We start from the raw sequence: 21,946 nt of genomic DNA, 5'->3' as shown, positions 1-21,946 counted from the left end.
GCTTGCGCCGGATAATGGCAATAGCTGCGCTTCCAACGGCCACTTGGTCCGTCGCGGGTATAGCATAGTGGTAATGCACTAGCCTTCCAAGCTAGCTAGAGGGGTTCGATTCCCCTTACCCGCTCCAACTTCCCGTTCGTAAACGTTCGTGCAGGGCTAGACAACTACCACATATTCACAGTATTAAGGCGTTAAATGGCTGACAGCGTTCGCCCTCGTTCGGGAACACTCGTACCGCTTTGGGGGCTATTTTGGGGGCCAAAGTGAATTGACTTCTTAAGACGCCCCCGAAATGGGGGCCACTTGTGAGGAATGGTGAGTAAAATGGCGCTTACTGACGTTGCAATTAGAAACGCAAAGCCGGGGGTTAGGCCCTACAAACTCGGCGACTCGCTCGGCATGTACCTACTGGTCCAGCCGACTGGCGGTAAACTGTGGCGTCTAAAGTACCGAGTAGACGGGCGAGAGAAGAAACTAGGTATTGGCAGGTACCCAGAAGTGAGCTTGGCGGATGCTCGCAAAACCCGCGACGAAGCACGTGAGCAGATTGCCGTTGGCAAAGACCCATCCCGCGAAAAACAGCGCAATAAGACCCGCGCCAAGCTAGCAGCGGACAATACTTTTTCTGGCCTTTCAGGGGAATACTGCCAAAAACGCAGGCGTGACGGTTCCAAGGCATGGGCACCGGCCACCGCAGTGCGTAGCGAGTATCTCCTTTCTCTTCTTACACCTGCCTTGGGTTCAATACCGATTGCAAAAATTGAACCAGAGGATGTTTTACTCGCCCTTCGCAAGATTGAGGGTAAAGGCAACCTAGAGAGCGCCCGTCGCACCTTACAACTGGCCAGCGCTGTTTTTCGCTATGCAGTGTCAACAGCGCGCCTGAGTTCTGACCCCACACGCGATCTGCGAGGCGCCCTGACGGCGCCGACAGTGACGCACTATGCAGCAATCACCGACGCAAAAAGTGTTGGCGAGTTACTGCGTGCGATTGATGGCTATGAAGGCCAAGGACTCTCGCGACTGGCGATGCAACTTGCTCCCCATGTGTACGTCCGCCCGGGTGAGTTGCGCCATGCTGAATGGAAGGAAATTGATTTAGATGCCGGGCTATGGGTTATCCCAGCAAGCAAGATGAAAATGGGCAAAGCCCATCATGTACCCTTGTCACGGCAGTCGGTCGCCTTATTGCGGGAAGTGCATGTAGCTTCGGGTCCGGCTGGCTATGTCTTTCCATCCATTCGCACAGGCTCACGCCCAATGAGCGAAAACACAATTAATGCTGCGCTCCGGCGGCTTGGCTACAGCAGCAATGAGATGACTGCACACGGCTTTAGGGCGATGGCTTCTACCTTGCTGAATGAAAGCGGGAAATGGCATCCTGACGCCATCGAGCGGGCACTGTCTCACCGCGATACCGATAAGGTACGTGCAGCATACGATCGCGGTACGCACTGGAAGGAGCGCGTTGAGATGGCACAGTGGTGGAGTGACTACCTCGACCAGCTTCGTAAGGGTGCCGACATTGTGCAATTTCCGGAACGGGAAGCAGTTTAAGATGGCTGATACCGAATATGATGCTCTTTTAGGCGACTTGCGAGCGCTTACCGCCGCACCAAACGGCGCGGAGTTCACGCGATCCAACTTGATTGCTTTACTTTACGTTCTGGACATTCATCTTAGCGCCCCACTTGCTACTAAGGAAGGGGAACTAGAGGATGGAACTCTCGTCGAAGCGGAGCATCCTGTGTCCGCGCTGTTGTCTGGACTAGTTAAGGCGCTGGGGGACTTGGACATTGGGCTTACCGATCCGGTGTTCGAGCCGGCAGCGGGTAATCAAAATGCGCGCCGTAATTGGCGTTTGCGACAAGAGGACAATGCCCTGATCGAAGGGCTTGAGGTCTTTCAGCAGGCCAAGAAGATCAAGCACCTCAAGAACGCAGCTATGAAAGCGGCACCAGAGCTTAAGCGGAGCAAATATACTCGCAGGGGTAAGGAGCTGTCATGGTTAGATCTATATAACCTGCATTATAGACATAAAAACAATGACTTATAATCTCAATTTGCCTACTTTGTAGCGCAATCGAACCTGTCCCATTGTACTCAAACGATCACTTTTGGTCATATGGAGTATAAACATGGATAACAGTTACACACGCCCACTTGCGTACTCAGTCAAGGACGCTTGCAGCGTTTCAAGCTTAGGACGCACGACGCTCTACACTCACATTAAGTCTGGTCGTTTAAAGGCCATCCGCGTTGGTGGTCGCACGATCATCCCCGCGGAAAGCCTGCACACCCTTCTTAACGGGGAGGTAGCGTAATGATGTTCCGGCCAACTCTAGCGCGGCAGCAGGCTGCCATGTCAAAAATGTGGACGATCTTCAAGATTGACCAAGACGCGCCAATTTCTTTGCGGGCCATTTGGCCAAAAGGTGTGCCAGCCAGTAAGGCTGTGAAAAACATCACGTTCAATGCGGCGACATATCCGAACTTAGTTGACCGTCAAAAGGCTTTTGAGGAGGCCGCACTTCAGCTTAATCGCCTTGGGTACAATATCTACATCGTGATGAACCCTATCAATACGGCCTTTGCTGGCGATGAACATAACGGGCTTGCGGTCAAAGATGCAGACATCAAATGCCGTCGGTTGCTGCTTGTAGACATTGACCGGGCTGTAACTAACCAGCCAGCTACTGACGAAGAACGGGACGATATTTATAAGTTTGGGTTTCACAACATCGAGAAACCGTATTTCTTTGATAAAGACTTAGAACCGATGTCGGTTTGCTCTGGCAACGGGATGCACATCTACTTTCCTTTGGATGACTTGCCGAACGATGCGGGTACGAAAGCAAATTGTCGGAGTTTTCTTCTCAGCCTTGCACGACAGCATGACACGGCGGACATCAAAATCGATACCGGTGTTTACAATGCTTCGCGCATAACCAAAGTGCCCGGCACGGTTGCCCGCAAGGGCTTGGAAACCGAAGATCGCGAATATCAGATGGCGAGTATCGTCGAGTGAAGCCGCTGTCAGCATCTGCGCTTAAGCAGGCGGTGGCAGATTTAACTCCCGCTATGCCAACACCCAAAGGCATAGCGGGTAGTCCTAGTCTTGCTTCCACAGCGCGCCCGTCACCGCTAGCCGCCATCATACAGAAGGGCATCGACTCAGATCTCCTGAAGCTAGGGGAGGCGCTTAAACACGTTTCACCAGACGCCCTCCGGGGCTCTGGTTCTATCTTTAACCCAGACGGCACGCCGTCCAATGAGTATTGGCTTGGTGTTGTTTTCGCTGTCAGGCGCGAGTTTGGTCCAGCGGGTGAAGACTTGGTGCGCAACTGGTCCAAACAAAGTCCACGTTATCTTGATGGCAGTGGCTTCGATAAAGCTTGGGCCGGTTATGACCCATCGCACCCAAACCCTGTTACGATAGGTTCGGTTTACAAGTTGGCGCAGTACTTTGGTTGGCAGCAGGCAAACACACCTTCATTGCCGCCCGCCACTTTGCTGCCGTCCAACCCTGCCAGTAACTGCTTTAACTTACTCGACCGCAATGCGATCATGGCGCAGCCACCGCTGCGCTGGCGCATAAAATATCTACTTCCAGAAACCGGCATAGCTGCCCTGTACGGGCCAAGTGGGTCCGGTAAGTCGTATCTGGGCATTGACGCCGGGATATCTATCGCATTGGGTAACAAATGGTTCGGTAACCGCGTTTTCGCTTGTGCTGTGACCTATGTGATACTGGAGAGTGAGGCCAGTCTGCGTAATCGCGTTGAGGCATGGGAAGTCCATAACAACGTCAACATACCGCCAAACTTTAAAGCCATAGCACAGCCGTTTGAACTGGCTGACCACCAGCAGGTCGAAGACCTTGGCTCGAGCCTCCCCAAGGGGGGCGTGGTGATCATTGACACGCTTAACCGGGCAGCGCCGGGGCTTGATGAAAACTCTAGTCAGGACATGGGGCGCATGCTGGCCGGTATGAAGCGCCTACAGGAGATTACAGGTGGTTTGGTTCTGATAGTACACCACACCGGCAAGGACGCCTCCAAGGGCCTCAGGGGGCACAGTTCGCTCTACGCTGCGCTAGATGGCGCTATCGAGGTTGAACGTAACGCTGTGGGTCGCACATGGTCCGCAGCAAAAGTGAAAGACGGCGAAGACGGGAAGCGTGTGGCGTTCCAGTTAAATGTTATCGACCTCGGTAAGGATGCGGATGGCGACCCTATAACAAGCTGCGCTGTTGGGCCTGATACAGGTGCATTATTCCGTCAGCCGCCACCTACGGGCAAGAACCAAAAGTCTGCGCTTGCTGCTATTCGCAGTGCACTTAGCACGTCGTCTACTTTGGGTATGGCTGGGGCCGGGTCACAGGTCCAGTGCTTACTGTTTGAGGATGCGGTCGATGCAGCTGCGGAGGCTATGGTTGGCATTGAAGTTAAGCGGCGTAAGCAACGCGCACGAGAAGCGATGCAAGGGTTGGTTGAAAGTGCCCATCTGCGGCGTGGGCTGGATAATGATGGGGAGGAATGGTTATGGTTGTAAAAACCAAAATCAAGTTGACCGTAGACCGGCCCCTTAAGGGGGCCCGGTCTTTTCGGTCTCGGTCCGCTGGACCGAAAGGTCCCTTTCTTCTCTTTCGGTCTTTTCGGTCCAACTCATTCGTGGGTAAGGGGAATATAAAAATGCCCTCGGTCTTTCCCTCGTCCTCGCCCATGTCTGGGCTTGGGGTATGTCAAAATGTTACCTAATGTGGCCAACGGAACAGCACGTAGGTGCAAGGCCATCTGCCGCGCCCGTGGGGACCGTTGTAAGAAATTAGCTGTGACGGGTTGCAGAACCTGCACCTCGCACGGAAGCCACAAGAGAGTTAAGAAGGGCATCGCCCACTGGAACCATCGCGGAGCCGGTCAGTCGCGCGTCGAGAGGCGCGCACATAGTGCTAAACTTCTAGAACTAAGAGAGCTTGAGGCACTATCATTTGCCTTAGGGCTAGCCACGGGGCCTAAGTGGCGGGGTCGAAAGCCATCCGCACCGTCCACCTAAAACTAAAAGCACCGTTGTGTTTGGCAAAAGCTATCATCAAACAACGTGAAAGGATCAAGCAATACCAATAAACAGGGGCGCCAGCATCGCCGTAGGCTTGCCGCAGAATATCAACACAACAGATGAGGCCAATGTACCACCAATTTACGCACCCACTATTGCCAAATGTTCTGGCGACGGACAACCGCCGTAAAAAACATTAACAGTCCAGTATGCCTCAAAGTATATGACAATGGTCACTTTGCTGCTGTCCGGAACCAAAGGCAGAATTATTATAAGTCGCCCGCCTTTCATGTGGCTCGCTTTAAGTAGATATCGGCCCGTTCAAAAGAATCAAACAATTCGTAGTCATTCTAGGCCTGCGGTCAGGCCGTTAAACAGCGGACGCAGGTAGTTCTCCCCTGCGTGTTGTTCGGGTGCACCGGGCAGCCAGTAAGTTAGCTCACCCATGCCATTGACCGCCGCCGCGGTTATCTGAGCCGCGATCTGCACATCGACAAGGCGCAGCGAGCCATCGGCTTGCCCATCGCTAATCATCGAGCCAAATCGAACTGCGTTACGTTCATAGTCTTTCAAGATATCCTGGCGGATCCCAACCGGCAAAGAAACCGTGGCCCCCTTCAGAAGCGGCGCGTCGCCCAGTAGTTGGTGTTCGATCAGGGAGTTCAGAGCCGACGCTAGGCGACTATGGCCGTCGACGGGCAACTTCTGGGCTGCTACCTGAGTGCGACGCACTACCTCGGTCGTTCGGCGAAAACAGACCACCACCAAGTCGTCCTTAGCGTCGATGTGATGATAAAATGCCCCCTTCGTAACATCGAGACGTGCAGAAATGCGGTCAACCGAGGCGCCGTGATAGCCCTGCTCATTGATTAATTGGGTAGCAGCCCGAAGGAAGACTTCGTGCGGGTCTTCGCGTCCGCCGACGTTGGTTTCGGGAAGGGTCAAAAGCTCCGGCGCCCAGCGATGGCCCGGTGCTCCTATGCCGTTCATTATGATGTCGATGAACCTATCAGTAATGCGTTCGAAGTCCTCAGGTTGGTAGTGAGGTAGCCAAAGGTTCATCCACCAAAACTGTTGCACCAGAAAGTGAACGCGCGCATTTGTGGTCGAGCGCGGGGCTGGTTCGAGCTCAGGCTTTCTGAAAAGCGCGCGGGTTTGTCTGAACATTTCAACATAAGCCCCAATAACTTCTGGATCGCCAAGGGCCCGAATGTCATCGGCCTGCGCGATCGCAGGTATTTCGCCGCTGGCTACGTCTCTGTGGAAGCTGAGAACGAGAATGATCAGCCGTTTGAGGCGCCCGATCACTGTGGGCTCTGTCGCGGCATCGGCGATAAAGTGATTGAACGTTTCGATCGAGCGCTGGAAGCAGGCTGCCGCTAATTCTTCTTTGTTGGCGAAATAATAGGCGACGCCCGTCGGCGTCATTTTCAAATGTTCGCCGATGTCGCCTAGGGACATCCCCTTGAGACCCTTCTGATTGAGGATCTGCGAAGCGGCCAGCACGATAGCCTCTTGCCGCTTCAGATATTTTACGGTTCTCGGGCGCACCTGCGGTAATGCTTCAGTTGTCATGAAGCTACCGACCATTTGAGTAGAGCTCTGCTCGGAAGGGAGCCCCAGGTAAGGCAAAGCCCGATGGGCCATTCGGTCATTGCTTCTCTTTCAATCTTCCCAAGATCCCAAGGCCATAGCCCAAGAATTGACCGAACCGCAAGTGATGGTCTGCTCGGTGCCATTGCCGTTTCTGACCTGAGTTAATCGTTTGATTTCTGTTCATTTGAACTCCGCCAGTTCCGAGTTTCGGCGTCGTGCCAAGCTCATAAAAAGATAGATACTTTAAATACAAAAAATATGCTATTTTTTTTTCAACAATTTATTGGAATAAAAAAACTACATAATAACGTGTATAATCAATAATATACAACAAACTTGTATATACATAATTTCATTTAGATTTAAAATATTAATACCCTTACAACGAAAAAATGTTGCAATTGCTTTTTCTCCATGTCAATTCGACTGGACAAATGGGGAGAGCAAAATGACCAAGTTTGCATTGGAGGGTAAAATGACCAAGTTTGCATTGCAGTTAACATGCGCGATTGGAGCCGTTGTGGCCTATACTGGGGTCGCGGAGGCTGCGCTCGCGAACCCTGAGGCAACCAGCGCGACCTCGAGTGATGCAGCAGATGCCCGCGAACCCTCAAGCAGTCCCTATACAGAACTCGGTGAGATCATTGTGACGGCAACGAAGCGTGCGGAAAACGTGCAGAGTATTCCAATGTCTATCAATGCGTTCAGTGGGGAGCGGTTGGAGGAAAGCGGAGCAGTTGATGTTCGCGATGTGCAATTCCTCTCCGCAGGCGTACATGTGACAACGGCTTCGGGCGTAGCAAAGATAACCATCCGGGGTGTCAGCGAAGCTTTTTCTGCAAGAACTTCAGAGTCCGGTGTCGCCATGAATCGGGACGGGGTCTATCTCGGAGATCGGCGTGAGCGCCGAATAGCTTTTTTCGATGTAGAGCGGGTAGAAGTCCTTCGAGGCCCTCAGGGTACGCTGTACGGTCGCAACGCCACGGGAGGCGCAGTTAACATCATCACAAAAGGTCCTACGGATGAACCCCAGGCCGGCATCAGTGCAACGTTAGGTAATTACAATTTGATTGAGACGGAGGGCTTTTTCAGTGGTCCAATTATCGGGGACAAATTATCGGGCCGCCTAGCATTCCAAACACGAGACAATGCTGGTTACACACCAAATGTATTCAATGGGGAGCGTCACGACAAATTCGATGTCGCCGCTTTGCGCGGCAAGCTGCGCTATGAACCAACCGACAACTTTCGACTCGACCTCGCTGCAGACTTTGCAACGGATAATAGTTCCTTTATCGCAGTCCAGTCCAAGAGAGACCCGAATGTTCCTCTGGGCGGCCAAGCATTGGGCGGCGCCGTGACCCCAGGTGGCAGAGCGGTCAATTTGAACAATGATATATTTGAACGTAACCGTCATAGGGGTATAGCCGCAAAAGCGGAATGGGATATTGGTGGAGCAACGCTTACATCGCTAACGTCCTTTCAGCGTCACGACCTGAACTATGCCCTTGATTTCGATGGCACAACAGCCAACGCCGGATGGCAATATAATACCGAGAATGGAAACTATACTAGCCAGGAGCTAGTTCTGACTTCCGAGGGAGTGAGTGATCTTAAATGGGTCTTGGGAGGATACTATTACGGAGCTGAAGATTCATTCGCGTCCGATACGTTCGTACCAGTGTTGATCAAATTCTCTTCCGACCAGAATGGCGATGCTTATGCTATGTTTGGTGAGGCGAGCTATACATTGCTAAATCGTATAACCCTCACGCTTGGCGGCCGATACTCCTACGAAGAAAAGTCCATCAATACTCAGATCAAGTTGCCGACCGTTACTTTGCGTGAAAACCTGACAGACAATTGGAGCTCGTTCACACCAAAAGCAGCACTGACTTATAAAGTGAATGATGCGGTCAATGTGTACGCAACAGTCAGTCGTGGTTTTAAAGCAGGTGGATTCAACAACGCGGTCCTGCAGGGCCAGGCTTATGAGCCGGAAAAGGTAACTAATTATGAAGTTGGAGTGAAGAGCTCACTGTTAGATAAACGACTGATTGCTAATGTATCCATCTTCAACATGGATTATAAGAATTTGCAGTCATTCATAAGGCGCCTAAACCCTCAGACGGGGGTTGAAGGAAATTTTGTTTTAAATGCTGGCGCGGCTAGGATAAAAGGTGTCGAATTAGAACTTCAAGCCCGCGCGACGAAGCGCCTCTTTCTGGATGCCAATGTTGCGTATCTTGACGCGAAGTATGTGTCCTTCCCAGATGCGATCGATGGAACCCAAGGTAGCATTGTGGTCAATGTTTCCGGCAACAGGATGCCCAGCGCGCCGGAGTGGGCCGCTAATCTAGGCGCGACCTATACGATTCCAGTCGGGAGTTGGGGTTCTGCGAAGTTGCGTGGTGATTGGAACTATAAGGGCAAGACCTTTTTTTCGCCATTCCAGGACGATCTTCGCTCGCAGGGTTCCTTCAGTCTTTTTAACGCTCGGCTCACCTTCGAGGATTCGGCCGATAAGTTTAGCGTCGCCGCATGGGTGAGGAATATCACAGACAATCTAGTGGCAGTCGAACGAAACGCCTCGGGCAAGAATGTTCCTATTTACACGACTTACCTGCCTCCACGCACCTATGGTGTTACAATTGGCTACAAGTTCTAACTGGGAAATGGTCATTAGAAACAGCAAAGGAAGGACCCCGGAATCTGACCGGGGTCCAAGAACCGTGCAATTTAAAACCAGAACAAACTAAAGCTTATCATTATCAATAGCCGAACACACGGGAGTTTTCTCCAGACAAGTTGGTCAAAGCATTTTAAAGCTTACAATTTATTTCGTAACGCGACTGCCAGATTAAAAAGATGACGGAGTTTGCAATATAAGCAGACAAAGGGCACAAAATGAAAACAGTATCAAAATTAGAATTTTCAGATTTACTAAGTGAATTTCGATCTGGTGGGAAAATATTGTTTGCTTCTTTCATTGGCATCAGCGTTAGCATCTCGTCGTTGCTATATTACTCGAGTGGCATATTTATAAAGCCGCTACAGGATGAATTCGGATGGACACGCGCCCAATTGGGTGGGGCGAGTTTTTTGTCGGTCATCACATTGGCGATTTTCGCGCCTTTGGTGGGAAGGCTAGTTGATCGCTACGGTTTACGCCTTGTTGCGACTTTATCATTAGCACTTTATGCAGCATGCGTATTTGCGCTGAGCCGAATGAATGGCGATCTCTCGCTTTATTACGCTATCGTCGTCGCATTCACTATCTTAGGACTTGGTTCGTCGCCAGTTGCCTTCACAAGGGCCGTGAGCGCGTGGTTCGTCCGCAATCGCGGCCTTGCTCTTGGTATATCAATGGCGGGCACAGGTCTGGCTGGAATGGTCATGCCCTTGTTACTTTCGCCATTTGTTGCCGAGTATGGTTGGCGAGCAGGATATCAGAGCCTTGTAATAACAATTTTAGCCGCGATACCCATCGTTTGGCTTTGGATACGTGATCATCCAGCCGAACATGAAATTACTGAACCTAAGGTAGCAATGGATAGGGGCTATTCGGCCAATCTGCCCGGCTTGAGTTTTGCAGCAGCCCGAAAGGGCCGGATCTTTTGGATCCTCGGATTGATATTCTTTTTAATCGCGCTTGCGGTGAGTGGTCTGATAATATCATTCATTCCGCTCTTGCTTGACGCGGGGGTAAGCCCGGTGGCCGCCGGAGCTTTCGGAGCAACGCTCGGTGCGTCGGTTATAGCTGGCAGGGTTGTGACGGGCTTTCTCATAGATCGCCTATTCGCACCTAGGGTGGCGGCCGTGCTGTTCAGCTGTGTAGCCATTGGTTGTCTGGCACTGGCTTTCGGGGGCCTGAAGTTGGCAACGGTCGCGGCCATCGCGTTGGGCCTAGCCATGGGCGCAGAGACTGATCTAATCGGTTATCTGGTTTGCCGCTATTTCGGCCTCCCCGCATATGGTCAGATTTACGGAGCACAATATAGTTTTTTTGCTATCGGCGGGGGCATAAGCTCCATTATCGCAGGGAGCATCTACGACAACTTCGGAAACTATGACCTTGCGCTTACAAGCAGCGCGCTCCTGCTGTTCATCGCTTCTATATTATGCTTTTTTCTTCCTGCTTTTCCAGAGAGATTTCCTTTGGATTCAAGGCAAGCTGCGTCGTGATGATACTTTACAATACGTCCTACTCAACATGCAGTCAGAAGGTCCGCATTTGCATGGCCGAGAAGGGTATTGAATGGGAAGACCGCCAAGTCGACCTAGCTGCTGGTGGTCATCTGACCCAGGAATATCTGAAGCTCAATGCCAATGGAGTTGTCCCGACCCTTATCCATGAGGGACGGATAGTCATCGAATCTTCTGTTATTTGCGAATATCTAGAAGAACTTCATCCCAAGCCCGCGCTGATGCCCGATAGTCCTCACGGAAGGGCGATAGTGCGCGCGTGGATGCGCTATATTGAGGAAGTACCAACTGCATCAGTGCGCGTTCCGTCTTTCAACACCCTGTTCAGTTCAGCCCTCTCTCAATGGAGTGATAACGAGTTGAGATCGCAGGCGGATCGTCGCCCTTTACGCAAGCATTTTTATTTAAAGTTGCATGGTGGAAAGTTTAGCGAAGCCGAATATGATGCATCCTTGGAGCGTCTGTCTCAAACCATATCGCGTATGGAGGCTGCCCTAGCTGGCGGTCCCTGGCTATTAGGAAGACAGCTCACCCTTGCGGACGTCATGTTGATCCCTCTCATCACTCGAATGGAAGACATAGGTCTAGCCTATTTGTGGGCTGGTGCACCGCGTGTAACGGATTGGTTTGCGCACGTGAAAACTCGACCATCATTCGACGTCGCGTTTTATCCTAGCGCCCGGATCATGCTTTCGAGTGCGGCGCAATGATTGTCGGGCGTCATAAAATGATATTGTTGGAAAATAAGGTTTCGAGAAAGTGTTAGTGGATTATAAATGCAAGGAAATATACATGCACAATGAAGAAATCGTTTATCCGCTGCGACGGATCATAACCGGACTTAATGCCAAGGGTAGTTCAGTCGTTCACATTGACGGCCCTCCTGCTGCGGTGCATGAATTTTCAGTTGGCGCCGGTCTTTACGAAATCTGGACAGATACAGGCGGCGAACTATCACGCCACGACGAACGCGACCATGGTGAGGGTGCTGTGAGTCTATGCCCTTCGCAAGGCGGTACTAAGATCCGATGGTTCACAGTTACACCCTCACAGGAAAATGTATCGCCAGAAGAGTTGGAAGAGGCTGCACGGGATGCCTTCGGGTCAGTAAATGCCGCAGGTCATCGTCCCGATACTACACGGCACGCTGGCATGCATCTAACACCAACCATAGATTTTATCATCCTTGTCAAAGGTCAGGTCCGTCTCGTGCTCGATGAGGGTGAGCGGCTGCTTTCACCTGGAGATGTTGTTGTGCAACGTGGGACTAACCACGCATGGGTCTGTGAAGGAGACGAGCCTGCTATTCTGGTGGCTGTCCTGATCGACAAACAGTTTGCAGATTGAAGTCATTGATGAACTCGAACACTGATCCTCGGAGGCGAGAATGAAAAGAAAAGTGATCGTTACTTGTGCGGTGACCGGAGGCGCTGTGGTCAATCCCAAACATCCAAACTTTCCGATAACGCCAAGCCAGATCGCCGATGCCGTCTACGAAGCGGCGAGTGCTGGTGCGGCAATTGTCCATATACATGTACGCAATCCCGAGACTGGAGAGACGTCTCGCGATCCGGCTCTCTTCAGAGAAGTGGTCGACCGCATCCGTCAGGCGGGTGTTAACATCGTTATCAATCTCACCTGTGGCCATGGCGCCTTCTTTCTGCCCAACCCTGAAAATGAGGGACACGCCTTGCCGGCAAGCGATGTAGTCAGCGCACAAGTGCGGACTACTCATCTTGCTGATTGCCTCCCCGAGATTGCTTCACTCGACATTACGACGATGAACTGGGAAACGCCCGCGATCGAATATGTTTATCTCAATACTCCGCGCACTTTGCGCAAGATGGCTGCTATTTATCGTGATCTCGGGGTCAAACCGGAATTGGAGGTTTTTCACCCTGGAGATATCTTGCTGGGCAACCGACTGGTTGAGGAGGGGCTGGTAGATGGTCCGGCGATATACCAATTCGTGCTCGGCGTAAAATGGGCCTCACCGGCCACGCCTGAGACGATGATCTACATGCGCGACCTGATCGCGGGCGAGGCCCATTGGGGCGCGTTCGGGCTTGGACCGATGCAGTTCCCAATGGCGGCGCAGTCTATGATCCTCGGCGGTAATGTAAGAGTTGGGCTGGAGGATAATCTCTACCTCGACCGAGGCGTATTTGCCACCAACGGCCAGCTCGTCGAGCGCGCGGTGCGAATCATCGAAGACTTGGGTAGCGACATCGCCACCCCAGACGAGACGCGGGAGATATTGGCGCTGCGAAGACACGCGCCTATCAATGGAGAATAAAAAATGGACCGGACTTCAAGGGTAGATGTCTCCACTGTGTCTATGGCGAACGATCAAGCCAAATATGGCCTCCCGACAGCGACACCAGAATCCACCGGAATTTCGGCCGAGCGGTTGGCACGTATCGCGCCCGTCATGCATCGCTACATAGAGCAGGGACAGATTCCCTCGCTGTTGACAGTGGTTGCCCGTCACGGGCATACTGTTCATTATTCGGTGCAGGGCCATGCGGACGTTGAGAGCGATCAGCAGCTGCGCTTCGATACCATTTTCCGCCTCTATTCCATGACCAAGCCGATCACCGCCGTAGCAACAATGGTCGCTTATGAGGAGGGTCATTTCTTTCTCGATGATCCAATCGCAGACTACTTGCCCGAATTCAGGGCAATGACGTTATGGACGCCAGAGGGACTGGTTGATGCCCGGAAGCCCATCACAATCCGCAACCTGCTTACTCATACTGCAGGCCTCACATATTCCATGGTCCCCGACGTTCCGGCTATTTCAAAATTGTACGAGGATGCAAACATCAACGAAGTGCTCGCCCGGTTGTCCGGCCGGACGTTGGCCGATCATGTGCATATGCTCTCCGAACTTCCACTGATCGCTGAGCCTAACACAGCTTGGCATTACAGCGAATCCTTCAGTGTTCTCGCGCGACTAATCGAAGTCGTCAGCGGCCAAAGTTATGATGAATATCTAAGGGCGCGTCTGTTCAGACCGCTCGGAATGAGCGACACAGACTATCATGTTCCCCCTGACAAGCAGCATCGCTTGGCGACGCTCTATGCTCGTCAGTCCGATGGCAGTTTTACGCCCACCTTAAGCTATGGTGGAGATTATGGCAGGCCACCGGATCTGGTTGCGGGTGGAGCTGGGCTTGCTGGTACGGCAGGTGATTATCTTAAATTCGCACAGATGCTCCTCAATGGCGGCGCGCTCAATGGGGAGCGTATTGTTAGTCCGAGCAGCGTCAGGGTGTTATTAGCAAACCAGCTGGGTACAAAATTCGGAAGCACTCCCTTACCAAGCGTCGGCACATTTTCGTTTCGAGGCACAGGATTTGGCTTTGGCGGCGGGGTCGTGACGGATGTGATTGCCAGCGGCACCACCGGTTCCAAAGGTGAATATTTCTGGGGCGGATGGGCCAGCACGGCCTTCTGGATCGATCCAGTTCAGAATTTGATCGGTATGGCATTCAGCCAGCTCATTCCCTCGCCGGGCGAAGTGCTTAGCCTACGCGCCCGTATGCACCAAATGACCTATCAGGCGATTGAACAGGGTTGACGCCAGGTTGCCTCGCGAGTTGAGTAGATTATGAATTTATCGGCACTGCTCGAAAGTCCTCGCAGCGCCCATATCTCTCGCACCATATAGGGTGAGGCGACAGTGGTACCTAGTGTAAGGTTGACGATCTAGCGGGACATCGCTGGATTAGTTTATAGCCTTTCTCTGAGGGCTTCATAGGGTTTTTTCCATTGAAGGCACCGTGTGGTCTGCTGAAGTTTTAGAAGGTTTCCCATTCGCTGAGTTTGGCTTCGAAATCGACGTCGCCTTTGTATGACAGGAGTTGGTAAAACTCCTCTTGGCCAAGAACGCGCCGTAGCTGGCAGCGCCTCATCAGCATGGGGGGCATCAATTAGCAAACATTTGCGTCGGACGAGCAAAATAATATGTAAGAAGGAACTGTGGGTCCCATAACTCAGAATAGGGGGGTGGCACCCCGGTGGGGTCTCGTTGGGTAGCGATTTTGAAGGGGGTGGGGGGGGGTACTTATTTGGTGCGAGCCAGTCGGTGCCTAGCTCCCGACTGCTCGCCTCCGTTCGCTCGCAGCCAGAGCTATTGGGGGCCATATTGGGGGCCAATTTCAAAAACAGTTTACCCACTTAAAGCATTCGCTTGGCTTTTGACCTATTTTTGGGTTCCCCTTACCGCTCCAGCTCGTGTTGACTTCATCTCATTATTTGCACCGCTAAACTAATATAGTTTGCGACAACGCAGCCATTGTCTCGACAAACAGTTACGACATATACATTCGATATTCAGAAATCTGCAGGTATGCGGGCGACAACAAGGAGCTATGACGATGAATAAACTCTCAATCTATGCTGGCCTAATGATCCTTTCTGTTTCTTCCGCAGGGGTGCTGCATGCGGCACCAGTTAAGGCCGATGCAGACGGAAATCGCATTGTCACCAAGGCCGAAGCCATAGCAGCAGCAGATGCGCGCTTTGCCAAGATGGATCTAAATGGTGACGGCACATTAAACGCAGCCGACCGGACCGCCATGATGGCAAAGCATTTCGCGAAGATGGATAGCAATGGTGACGGCTCGATTAGTCAGAGCGAGTTTATGGCCATACATGAAGCAGGCGCAGAGCGACGTGCAGACCGACGCAAAAAGCGAATGGAACGCATCGGGGCGGGCATGCGTGAAGGCCGCCAACCTCGCCGTTTGGGCGCCATGGTCATGATGGCACGCGCCGATATCAATGGGGACAAGGCTGTGTCACAATCAGAATTTCGCGCTGCGATTGACGCACGCTTTAGTAAGGCAGATGCCAATCAAGACGACAGCATTTCAATTGAAGAACGTCAGGCCGCGCGCAAGATGCGCTAAGTTTAGAGCGCAACGCCCGCGCGCTTATGGCTTCGTACCCATATTGAGATGTACCGGCTTCCGGAGCTGGATGGGTGGGCGGCATCCGGAAGCCGATATGTTCAAGCATTGCTGACAAGCAGCCCAGCTTAATGGGCCAAATGAGGCCATGATTTCTGACGGTCCAGTGTCACAACATTGAAGTTGACGAAATCATGACCTTATGGCCTAATTCAATTATACGGCAGTTAATCCGACAAACTTAGTGACGTGGTTAATTTTTTTATGTGCCGCTATTTTGGTATTCCGATTTTAGCCCTGTGTCGCGCGACTGCATCTTGTCAGCGCGCTCCATTTTTAACGCAATAACCGTTTGTAGGTCGGCCGCGATACACGCTAATTGCCGAACGATAGGTTTTTAGTGAGGAGTGTCGCATGCGCATCGCGCTGTATCAGCCGGACATGGCCGGGAATGTCGGCGCAGTTTTGCGCACCTCTGCTTGTTTTGGCGTGACATGCGACATTATCGAACCATGTGGTTTTGCGTTTTCCGAACGCGCGCTGAAACGTTCCGCTATGGATTATATCGACCATGTGAAAATTCAGCGGCATCCCGATTGGACCGCCTTTCTGGGTTCATTGGAGGGCGCACGGATCGTCTTGATGTCGAGCAAAGCATCTACGCCCCTGCCCCAATTCGCGTTTCAACCTGACGACGTTATTTTGATGGGGTCCGAAAGCAGCGGTGCGCCTCCCGAAGTCCATACACGAGCCGATGCGCGGGTATACATCCCCATGGCCGCAGGATTTCGGTCCTTGAACATTTCCGTATCGGCTGGCATCGCTCTTGCCGAAGGTCTTCGACAGACCCACGCATTTCCGAGAGCCAATCTATGACCCTGATATTAGATCATCGCCAACAGGCCGCACGAACCTCTTTCGAATCGCTGCGTGACAGAATATGCGCCGCGTTTGAGGCCATTGAGCGCGAAGCAGGCTCGGACGCTTCGTTTGAATATACGCCATGGGATCGCAATGATCATGACGGCTCCCCCGGCGGCGGCGGCGTACGCGGCGTGATGAAGGGCAAGGTCTTCGAAAAAGTCGGCGTAAACGTCTCCACCGTAGGCGGCAGTTTTAACCCCGAATTTGCCAAAACCATTCATGGCGCGGCGGAAGACCCCAATTTCTTTGCTACCGGAATCAGCTTGGTTGCGCATATGGCGAACCCGCATGTGCCAGCCGTCCACATGAATACCCGCTATCTTGTTACGACGAAAAGCTGGTTTGGCGGAGGCGCTGACCTGAACCCTCCGATCCCCTATGAAGAGGATACTGCCGATTTCCATGCTCGGCTGCGTGCTGCTTGTGCGCCTTATGGCCCCGATGTGTATGAACGCTATCGCAAATGGGCAGAGGATTATTTCTGGATTCCGCATCGCAATATCCATCGCGGCGTGGGCGGCATATTTTACGATCATCTCGAAAACACCAGCGATGCCTTGTTTGAACAAAATTTCGCTTTGACCCGCGATGTCGGCAATGCCTTTCTGGACATCTTCCCAAAGCTTGTCCGCCGCCGGATGAACCAGCCGTTCACAGCGGAAGAAAAGCAGGCGCAACTGCGGTGGCGCGGCCTCTATGCCGAGTTTAATCTGGTATATGACCGCGGCACGACCTTTGGCCTGAAGACTGGCGGTAATGTGGACGCCATATTGATGAGCCTTCCGCCGCAAGTTGCGTGGGACTGATCCCCAATGGTGTATAGCCCGATTGCCAATGGCGAGCTTGGTGCGATTGTCACATCGCTGGAAATGACAAGCCGCCCGCCCCTGCGGGCTATGCCAGCGTCGGAGCTGCGGCTGGAACGCTGGCAAGCGCCGACTGCAGAAAAGTACCGCACGCTGTATCGCCGCATTGGTGAACCATGGCTTTGGTTCTCACGGCTTGAGCTGAGTGATGCCGATCTGTTGCAGATCATTCATGACCCAATGGTGCGCATTTGGGCCGTCCTCGACCGGCGGGGAATTGAGGTCGGCATTTTGGAACTCGACTTTCGGCTGCCTGAGCAATGTGAAATTGCCTTTTTCGGCCTGGTGCCAGAGCTCACCGGCAAGGGGCATGGCAAATGGCTGATGGCGATGGCGCTGCAAATGGCTTGGGCAGAGGCTGACATGCAACGGTTGTGGATACATACCTGCACCTTAGACGGCCCGCATGCGCTCACTTTTTATCAGAGATCGGGCTTCGTCGCCTACCAGCGACAGTTGGAAACTTTCCCCGACCCGCGCATCACTGGCCTCATCCCGCGCGATGCAGCCCCGCATATCCCGCTTATTGATTAGGTGTTTGCGCCGAAAGTTGACGGTTGACGGCCGCGAGCATCAAGATGAAAGCCACGGCCTCGACAGTGACGAAGAGCGCGCTAACGCCTGACTGAAGGATCGGAATCCCCGCCTCGCCTGCGATGGATTGGGAAACGGCATCAACTGCGCCGCCCACAATCCCGGATGCCAGGCGCACTGCGAGCGCAACAAACAGCATCAATATCAAAATCGCCCAACCACAGTTACGCGTGACGTTCCAAGTGCGAAGGACCGATGCATGCATACCGACGCGACTATCCCCCGCGATCACCGCAGGCAGCAATGCAAACCGCCCTGACAGATAAAGCCCGGGTATCACGAGGAGGAAAAATCCAGCCAATGTGGCCCATCCCACCATCAAGCTTGCCACCAAATAGGGCACAAACAATGCCGCCGCGACGCCAAGGGCGTCCCCTACTTTGGCCAAAGTACGTCCCGACAGCAGGACATAGAGCGACAAGCTACCATACATCGTCACCATCATGCTTGGCAGCAATATAGGCCAATTGACCTCGAAATAGCTGCTGAGTGTCGCAACTGCAGTGTCCGCATTTTCCAAAGTGTCGATCATCAATGGCGGCACCAGAAAACCAGAAATCCAAGCTGTCAAAAAGATGAAGAAGCCGGCGATTGCAACAATCGCGTCTTTGTCCGCAGCAAACATATTACGCGCGTCAGACCACACGGTCCGGTAATCAAGCTTCTTTGGCATTTTGTTCGTATGCATAGCTGGGGCGTAGAGATAGACATATGCGGTGGCAAGCCGCTTGCGCCATGCTAAAGGCTGCTACATGATTTTGGATGGCAATATCGACTGGGACGTTTCCCAAGGCCTGACGCATTACCCAGACGCGGTCGCGCGGATGGAGGCGTTGCAGGCAGCAATACGCGACACCGGCGCGCGAGAGCTTGTATGGCTGCTTGAACACCCGCCTTTGTACACCAGCGGAACGAGTGCAGACCCTGCCGAGCTGCTGAGCCAACAGTTTCCAGTTTATGACACCGGACGCGGCGGGCGGTACACCTACCATGGCCCTGGCCAGCGCGTGGGATATGTCATGTTTGACCTTGCGCATCGGGGTAAAGATGTGCGGTGCTACGTCCATGCGTTGGAAGGCTGGGTAATCGAAGCCCTTGGGCATTTTGGAGTAGAAGCGCGCCGCGCAGAAGGCCGCGTGGGTATTTGGTGCGACACGAAAAACGGCCAAGAGGCAAAAATTGGTGCCATTGGCGTGCGGATCCGCAAATGGGTCACGATGCACGGCTTTGCGGTAAATATCGCACCCGATCTGAACCATTTTTCGGGCATCGTACCATGCGGTATATCCGAATATCCGGTCACGAGCCTTGCCGCTTTGGGTATTGAGGCAACGCTCGCAGATTTTGACGCCGCATTACGCGCCACTTTTGTAAGCTTTCTCAATAGTCTTGCGAAAACGACCGGAAATTGTACGGTCGCGCCGAAATAGATGAACGAGGATATCATGCGCCTTTTCCGACTAATGCCGGCCCTTGCCCTACTGCTTCTGGTGTCCGCCTGCGGCAGTTCCAAGGAAGACAATCAAGTCACCGAAACACGTATGGATAATCTCGAAAGTCTGAAAGGTACGATCAGCGACGACATGATCAACACCGATGAATCGACCGACGAAGCGCCTCTTGATGCCGCGCCTGCGGTTGCGGAACCAGATAAGGCCGAAGTACCAAAGACGGATGCCGCCAAAGCGTCACCGACGGAAACGGAACCCGCTGGCAGCACAATACCCGACACAGCAAGCGAACCAAAGTGAGACTAAACAGCACTTTGAAAATGCCATGCGGGGCGGTTTTGAATAACCGTATCGCAAAGGCCGCGATGACCGAGGGGTTGGCTGACCCATTGGGTCGTCCGACACCCGAACTGCAGCGATTATATGGTATTTGGTCAGATGGCGGAGCTGGCCTGCATATCTCGGGCAATATCCATATTGATGCCAATCATCTGGAACGTCCCGGTAACGTCTTTTTTGACGGACAGCCGGACGAAGAGATGATGGATGCGCTTCAGGCGTGGACAAAGGCCGCAACACGCAATGGCAACCATTTTTGGGCGCAAATTAGCCACGCCGGACGGCAAACCATGCGCGCGGTCAATCCGCACCCCAAGGCGCCTTCCGCTGTCAAATTGGGGCTGCCGGGCGGACAATTTGGCATGCCAATCGCGCTCACCGAAGACGAAATTTTGAACTTAATCGGCCGTTTTGGTCAGGCGGCTTTGCACTGCAAAAATGGCGGTTTCACCGGCGTCCAAATCCATGCCGCACATGGCTATCTTATTTCGCAGTTTTTGAGCCCACGGTCCAACCAGCGCACGGACCGTTGGGGCGGAAGCCTTGTCAATCGCGCACGCTTTCTGATGTTCACGCTGAATACAGTGCGTACTTTGGTTGGGCCTGACTTCCCGATTTCAGTCAAATTGAACAGTGCCGATTTCCAGCGGGGCGGTTTCGCCTTTGAAGACAGTCTTCAGGTTGCCCGCTGGTTGCAGGAAGCTGGCGTCGACCTCATCGAGATCTCCGGCGGTACCTATGAACAGCCAAAACTTCTGGGCCTTGAAGGCATGGAAGTTGAAGAAACGCAAAATGTGGCGGACACCACGCTCGCGCGTGAGGCCTATTTTGTTGATTTTGCGCAAGCGATGAAGGCCGAATTAACAATACCACTGATGGTGACTGGTGGTTTCCGTAGTGCATCCGCTATGGAGCAAGCGCTGCGTAACGGTGCCGCCGATGTCATCGGCCTTGCCAGGCCATTATGTGTCATGCCCGAGGCGCCCAAGCGGCTGCTGGGCGGCATGGCTATGCTTCCTAAGGTCGAAAACCAGTTGAAGCTGCTGCCCGAATGGCTTTCATCCTTGCGCAAGCTCAAGATGATACGCGGCATAGAGGGTTTTGCGACACAATATTGGTTCTACAGCCAGATATACGCGCTTGGCCGCACCGGCAGGGTACAATCCGACCTCACGGTGTTTGCCGCGCTTCGTGAAGTCGAAAGCTATCAAAAAAGCTGGTTAAAGGCGCACCGCGCCGAAAAAGCTTAGTCGCCCTCGCCGGGATCAGCGCTGAAATATTTGTCGAATTTGCCTTCTTCGCCCTTAAACTCATCTGCATCGGCAGGTGGTTCACGGCTAGTGGTGATATTCGGCCATTCGGCACTGTAGGTGGCGTTCAATTCAAGCCATTGCTCAAGACCGCTTTCGGTATCTGGCAAAATGGCTTCTGCGGGGCATTCTGGTTCACAAACGCCGCAATCGATGCATTCATTGGGGTTGATGACGAGCATGTTGTCGCCTTCGTAAAAGCAATCCACCGGACATACTTCAACGCAGTCCATGTATTTGCAGCGGATGCAGGCATCGGTAACAACATAAGTCACTTACGGAATTCTCCTATAGGTGGCGTTACGAAAGCCACTTTACTCCGACTGCCTATTGCGAGGCGCGGGGGGAAGTCAACGGCCGAATGCAAATGCCTGCCAATTTTTAGTCTATCAGTTGATAGCAAAGCTGTGCCTCAGGCGCCGGACCCCGCCGAAAGGGCATCGAAAGAAGCTTTAGGGTCACAACCGTTTCACCAATCGGCATAGTAATGACATCCCCCGTCACGATCGGCAGGCTTGCCTTTTCAACCCGGCGACCATTGACGCGGATATGCCCCGCCTCGGCCCAGCCTTGGGCAAGCGTTCGGCTCTTGGCAAAGCGCAGAAAGAAAAGGAGCTTGTCGATCCGCAAAGTCGCCCCGACCGTCTAAAGCTTGAGGCCCTTAAGCGCCGCCAACTGCAGCGCCA

The 21,946-nt window shown here is 52.9% G+C and carries 22 protein-coding genes, 1 tRNA gene and 1 pseudogene; 19 read left to right on the top strand and 5 right to left on the bottom strand.

Translation table 11 applies throughout. The annotated features are described in order from the left end of the window. The first annotated feature begins 53 nt into the window (after positions 1-53). From ACIQ2T_RS04620 to ACIQ2T_RS04595, 6 genes are all read left to right on the top strand, one after another. Positions 54-127, top strand: a tRNA-Gly gene (locus ACIQ2T_RS04620). A 197-nt stretch (positions 128-324) separates the two neighbouring features. After that, on the top strand, positions 325-1,557 hold the full coding sequence (locus ACIQ2T_RS04615; RefSeq protein WP_397589792.1) for a tyrosine-type recombinase/integrase: 1,233 nt from the start codon (positions 325-327) through the stop codon (positions 1,555-1,557). Position 1,558: 1 nt separating this feature from the next. Continuing rightward, positions 1,559-2,056 (top strand): hypothetical protein, encoded by a 498-nt coding sequence (locus ACIQ2T_RS04610; protein ID WP_397589791.1) that lies wholly within the window; start codon positions 1,559-1,561, stop codon positions 2,054-2,056. 82 nt (positions 2,057-2,138) lie between these two features. Beyond that, on the top strand, positions 2,139-2,324 hold the full coding sequence (locus tag ACIQ2T_RS04605) for a helix-turn-helix domain-containing protein (protein ID WP_397589790.1): 186 nt from the start codon (positions 2,139-2,141) through the stop codon (positions 2,322-2,324). A 38-nt stretch (positions 2,325-2,362) separates the two neighbouring features. Continuing rightward, complete coding sequence (locus tag ACIQ2T_RS04600) at positions 2,363-3,028, top strand: hypothetical protein (protein WP_397589789.1); 666 nt, start codon at positions 2,363-2,365, stop codon at positions 3,026-3,028. Next, positions 3,025-4,554, top strand: a complete 1,530-nt coding sequence (locus ACIQ2T_RS04595; protein WP_397589788.1) for an AAA family ATPase — start codon at positions 3,025-3,027, stop codon at positions 4,552-4,554. The genes ACIQ2T_RS04600 and ACIQ2T_RS04595 overlap by 4 nt, the downstream gene beginning before the upstream one ends. Positions 4,555-5,403: 849 nt before the next feature. On the opposite strand, the gene ACIQ2T_RS04590 is transcribed toward ACIQ2T_RS04595, so the two are convergent. Further along, a complete protein-coding gene (locus ACIQ2T_RS04590) occupies positions 5,404-6,633 on the bottom strand; it encodes a TetR/AcrR family transcriptional regulator (protein ID WP_397589787.1) in 1,230 nt (409 codons plus the stop codon). A 469-nt stretch (positions 6,634-7,102) separates the two neighbouring features. Here ACIQ2T_RS04590 and ACIQ2T_RS04585 point away from each other — a divergent pair, with 469 nt between their 5' ends. The 6 genes from ACIQ2T_RS04585 (at position 7,103) to ACIQ2T_RS04560 (ending at position 14,443) form a co-directional block, all read left to right on the top strand. Then, a complete protein-coding gene (locus ACIQ2T_RS04585; protein ID WP_397589786.1) occupies positions 7,103-9,322 on the top strand; it encodes a TonB-dependent receptor in 2,220 nt (739 codons plus the stop codon). Between the two features lie 239 nt (positions 9,323-9,561). Next, the gene (locus tag ACIQ2T_RS04580) at positions 9,562-10,839 is read left to right on the top strand and encodes an MFS transporter (RefSeq protein WP_397589785.1); all 1,278 of its coding nucleotides are present in this window, start codon (positions 9,562-9,564) and stop codon (positions 10,837-10,839) included. After that, complete coding sequence (locus ACIQ2T_RS04575) at positions 10,776-11,570, top strand: glutathione S-transferase family protein (protein WP_397589784.1); 795 nt, start codon at positions 10,776-10,778, stop codon at positions 11,568-11,570. Before ACIQ2T_RS04580 ends, ACIQ2T_RS04575 begins: the two co-directional genes overlap by 64 nt. Positions 11,571-11,652: 82 nt before the next feature. Next, complete coding sequence (locus tag ACIQ2T_RS04570; RefSeq protein WP_397589783.1) at positions 11,653-12,207, top strand: cupin domain-containing protein; 555 nt, start codon at positions 11,653-11,655, stop codon at positions 12,205-12,207. Between the two features lie 40 nt (positions 12,208-12,247). Continuing rightward, positions 12,248-13,156, top strand: a complete 909-nt coding sequence (locus tag ACIQ2T_RS04565) for a 3-keto-5-aminohexanoate cleavage protein (RefSeq protein WP_397589782.1) — start codon at positions 12,248-12,250, stop codon at positions 13,154-13,156. A gap of 3 nt (positions 13,157-13,159) precedes the next feature. Continuing rightward, on the top strand, positions 13,160-14,443 hold the full coding sequence (locus ACIQ2T_RS04560) for a serine hydrolase domain-containing protein (protein WP_397589781.1): 1,284 nt from the start codon (positions 13,160-13,162) through the stop codon (positions 14,441-14,443). 152 nt (positions 14,444-14,595) lie between these two features. Here ACIQ2T_RS04560 and ACIQ2T_RS04555 read toward each other — a convergent pair. Beyond that, positions 14,596-14,741 (bottom strand): annotated as a pseudogene (locus tag ACIQ2T_RS04555) (IS481 family transposase); the annotation flags it as partial. Positions 14,742-15,242: 501 nt separating this feature from the next. Between ACIQ2T_RS04555 and ACIQ2T_RS04550 the strand changes: the two are divergent. The 4 genes from ACIQ2T_RS04550 (at position 15,243) to ACIQ2T_RS04535 (ending at position 18,100) form a co-directional block, all read left to right on the top strand. Then, positions 15,243-15,776, top strand: a complete 534-nt coding sequence (locus ACIQ2T_RS04550; protein WP_397589780.1) for an EF-hand domain-containing protein — start codon at positions 15,243-15,245, stop codon at positions 15,774-15,776. A gap of 414 nt (positions 15,777-16,190) precedes the next feature. Then, positions 16,191-16,652 (top strand): tRNA (cytidine(34)-2'-O)-methyltransferase, encoded by a 462-nt coding sequence (locus tag ACIQ2T_RS04545; RefSeq protein WP_315471463.1) that lies wholly within the window; start codon positions 16,191-16,193, stop codon positions 16,650-16,652. Then, on the top strand, positions 16,649-17,506 hold the full coding sequence (hemF, locus tag ACIQ2T_RS04540) for an oxygen-dependent coproporphyrinogen oxidase (RefSeq protein WP_397589779.1): 858 nt from the start codon (positions 16,649-16,651) through the stop codon (positions 17,504-17,506). Before ACIQ2T_RS04545 ends, hemF begins: the two co-directional genes overlap by 4 nt. Positions 17,507-17,512: 6 nt before the next feature. Then, a complete protein-coding gene (locus ACIQ2T_RS04535) occupies positions 17,513-18,100 on the top strand; it encodes a GNAT family N-acetyltransferase (protein ID WP_397589778.1) in 588 nt (195 codons plus the stop codon). On the opposite strand, the gene ACIQ2T_RS04530 is transcribed toward ACIQ2T_RS04535, so the two are convergent. Beyond that, positions 18,090-18,833: a hypothetical protein gene (locus ACIQ2T_RS04530; protein ID WP_397589777.1), complete on the bottom strand. Its 744-nt coding sequence runs from the start codon at positions 18,831-18,833 to the stop codon at positions 18,090-18,092. The two genes, ACIQ2T_RS04535 and ACIQ2T_RS04530, sit on opposite strands and share 11 nt — an antisense overlap. Before the next feature lie 79 nt (positions 18,834-18,912). Here ACIQ2T_RS04530 and lipB point away from each other — a divergent pair, with 79 nt between their 5' ends. The 3 genes from lipB to ACIQ2T_RS04515 are packed head-to-tail and all read left to right on the top strand — an operon-like array spanning position 18,913 to position 21,200. Then, complete coding sequence (lipB, locus tag ACIQ2T_RS04525) at positions 18,913-19,590, top strand: lipoyl(octanoyl) transferase LipB (RefSeq protein WP_397589776.1); 678 nt, start codon at positions 18,913-18,915, stop codon at positions 19,588-19,590. Beyond that, positions 19,591-19,911, top strand: a complete 321-nt coding sequence (locus ACIQ2T_RS04520; protein WP_397589775.1) for a hypothetical protein — start codon at positions 19,591-19,593, stop codon at positions 19,909-19,911. A gap of 38 nt (positions 19,912-19,949) precedes the next feature. Then, complete coding sequence (locus ACIQ2T_RS04515) at positions 19,950-21,200, top strand: NADH:flavin oxidoreductase/NADH oxidase family protein (RefSeq protein WP_397589774.1); 1,251 nt, start codon at positions 19,950-19,952, stop codon at positions 21,198-21,200. Here ACIQ2T_RS04515 and fdxA read toward each other — a convergent pair. Beyond that, positions 21,197-21,535 (bottom strand): ferredoxin FdxA, encoded by a 339-nt coding sequence (gene fdxA, locus ACIQ2T_RS04510; RefSeq protein ID WP_300037968.1) that lies wholly within the window; start codon positions 21,533-21,535, stop codon positions 21,197-21,199. The two genes, ACIQ2T_RS04515 and fdxA, sit on opposite strands and share 4 nt — an antisense overlap. Positions 21,536-21,641: 106 nt before the next feature. Next, a complete protein-coding gene (locus ACIQ2T_RS04505) occupies positions 21,642-21,890 on the bottom strand; it encodes an RNA-binding S4 domain-containing protein (RefSeq protein WP_397589773.1) in 249 nt (82 codons plus the stop codon). Positions 21,891-21,946: the final 56 nt, after the last annotated feature.

It is taken from the genome of Sphingorhabdus sp. (assembly GCF_044357595.1).
Lineage (GTDB): Bacteria > Pseudomonadota > Alphaproteobacteria > Sphingomonadales > Sphingomonadaceae > Sphingorhabdus_B.
Note: the sequence above shows the minus strand (reverse complement) of the source record. Positions and strands in the feature narration are given on the sequence as shown.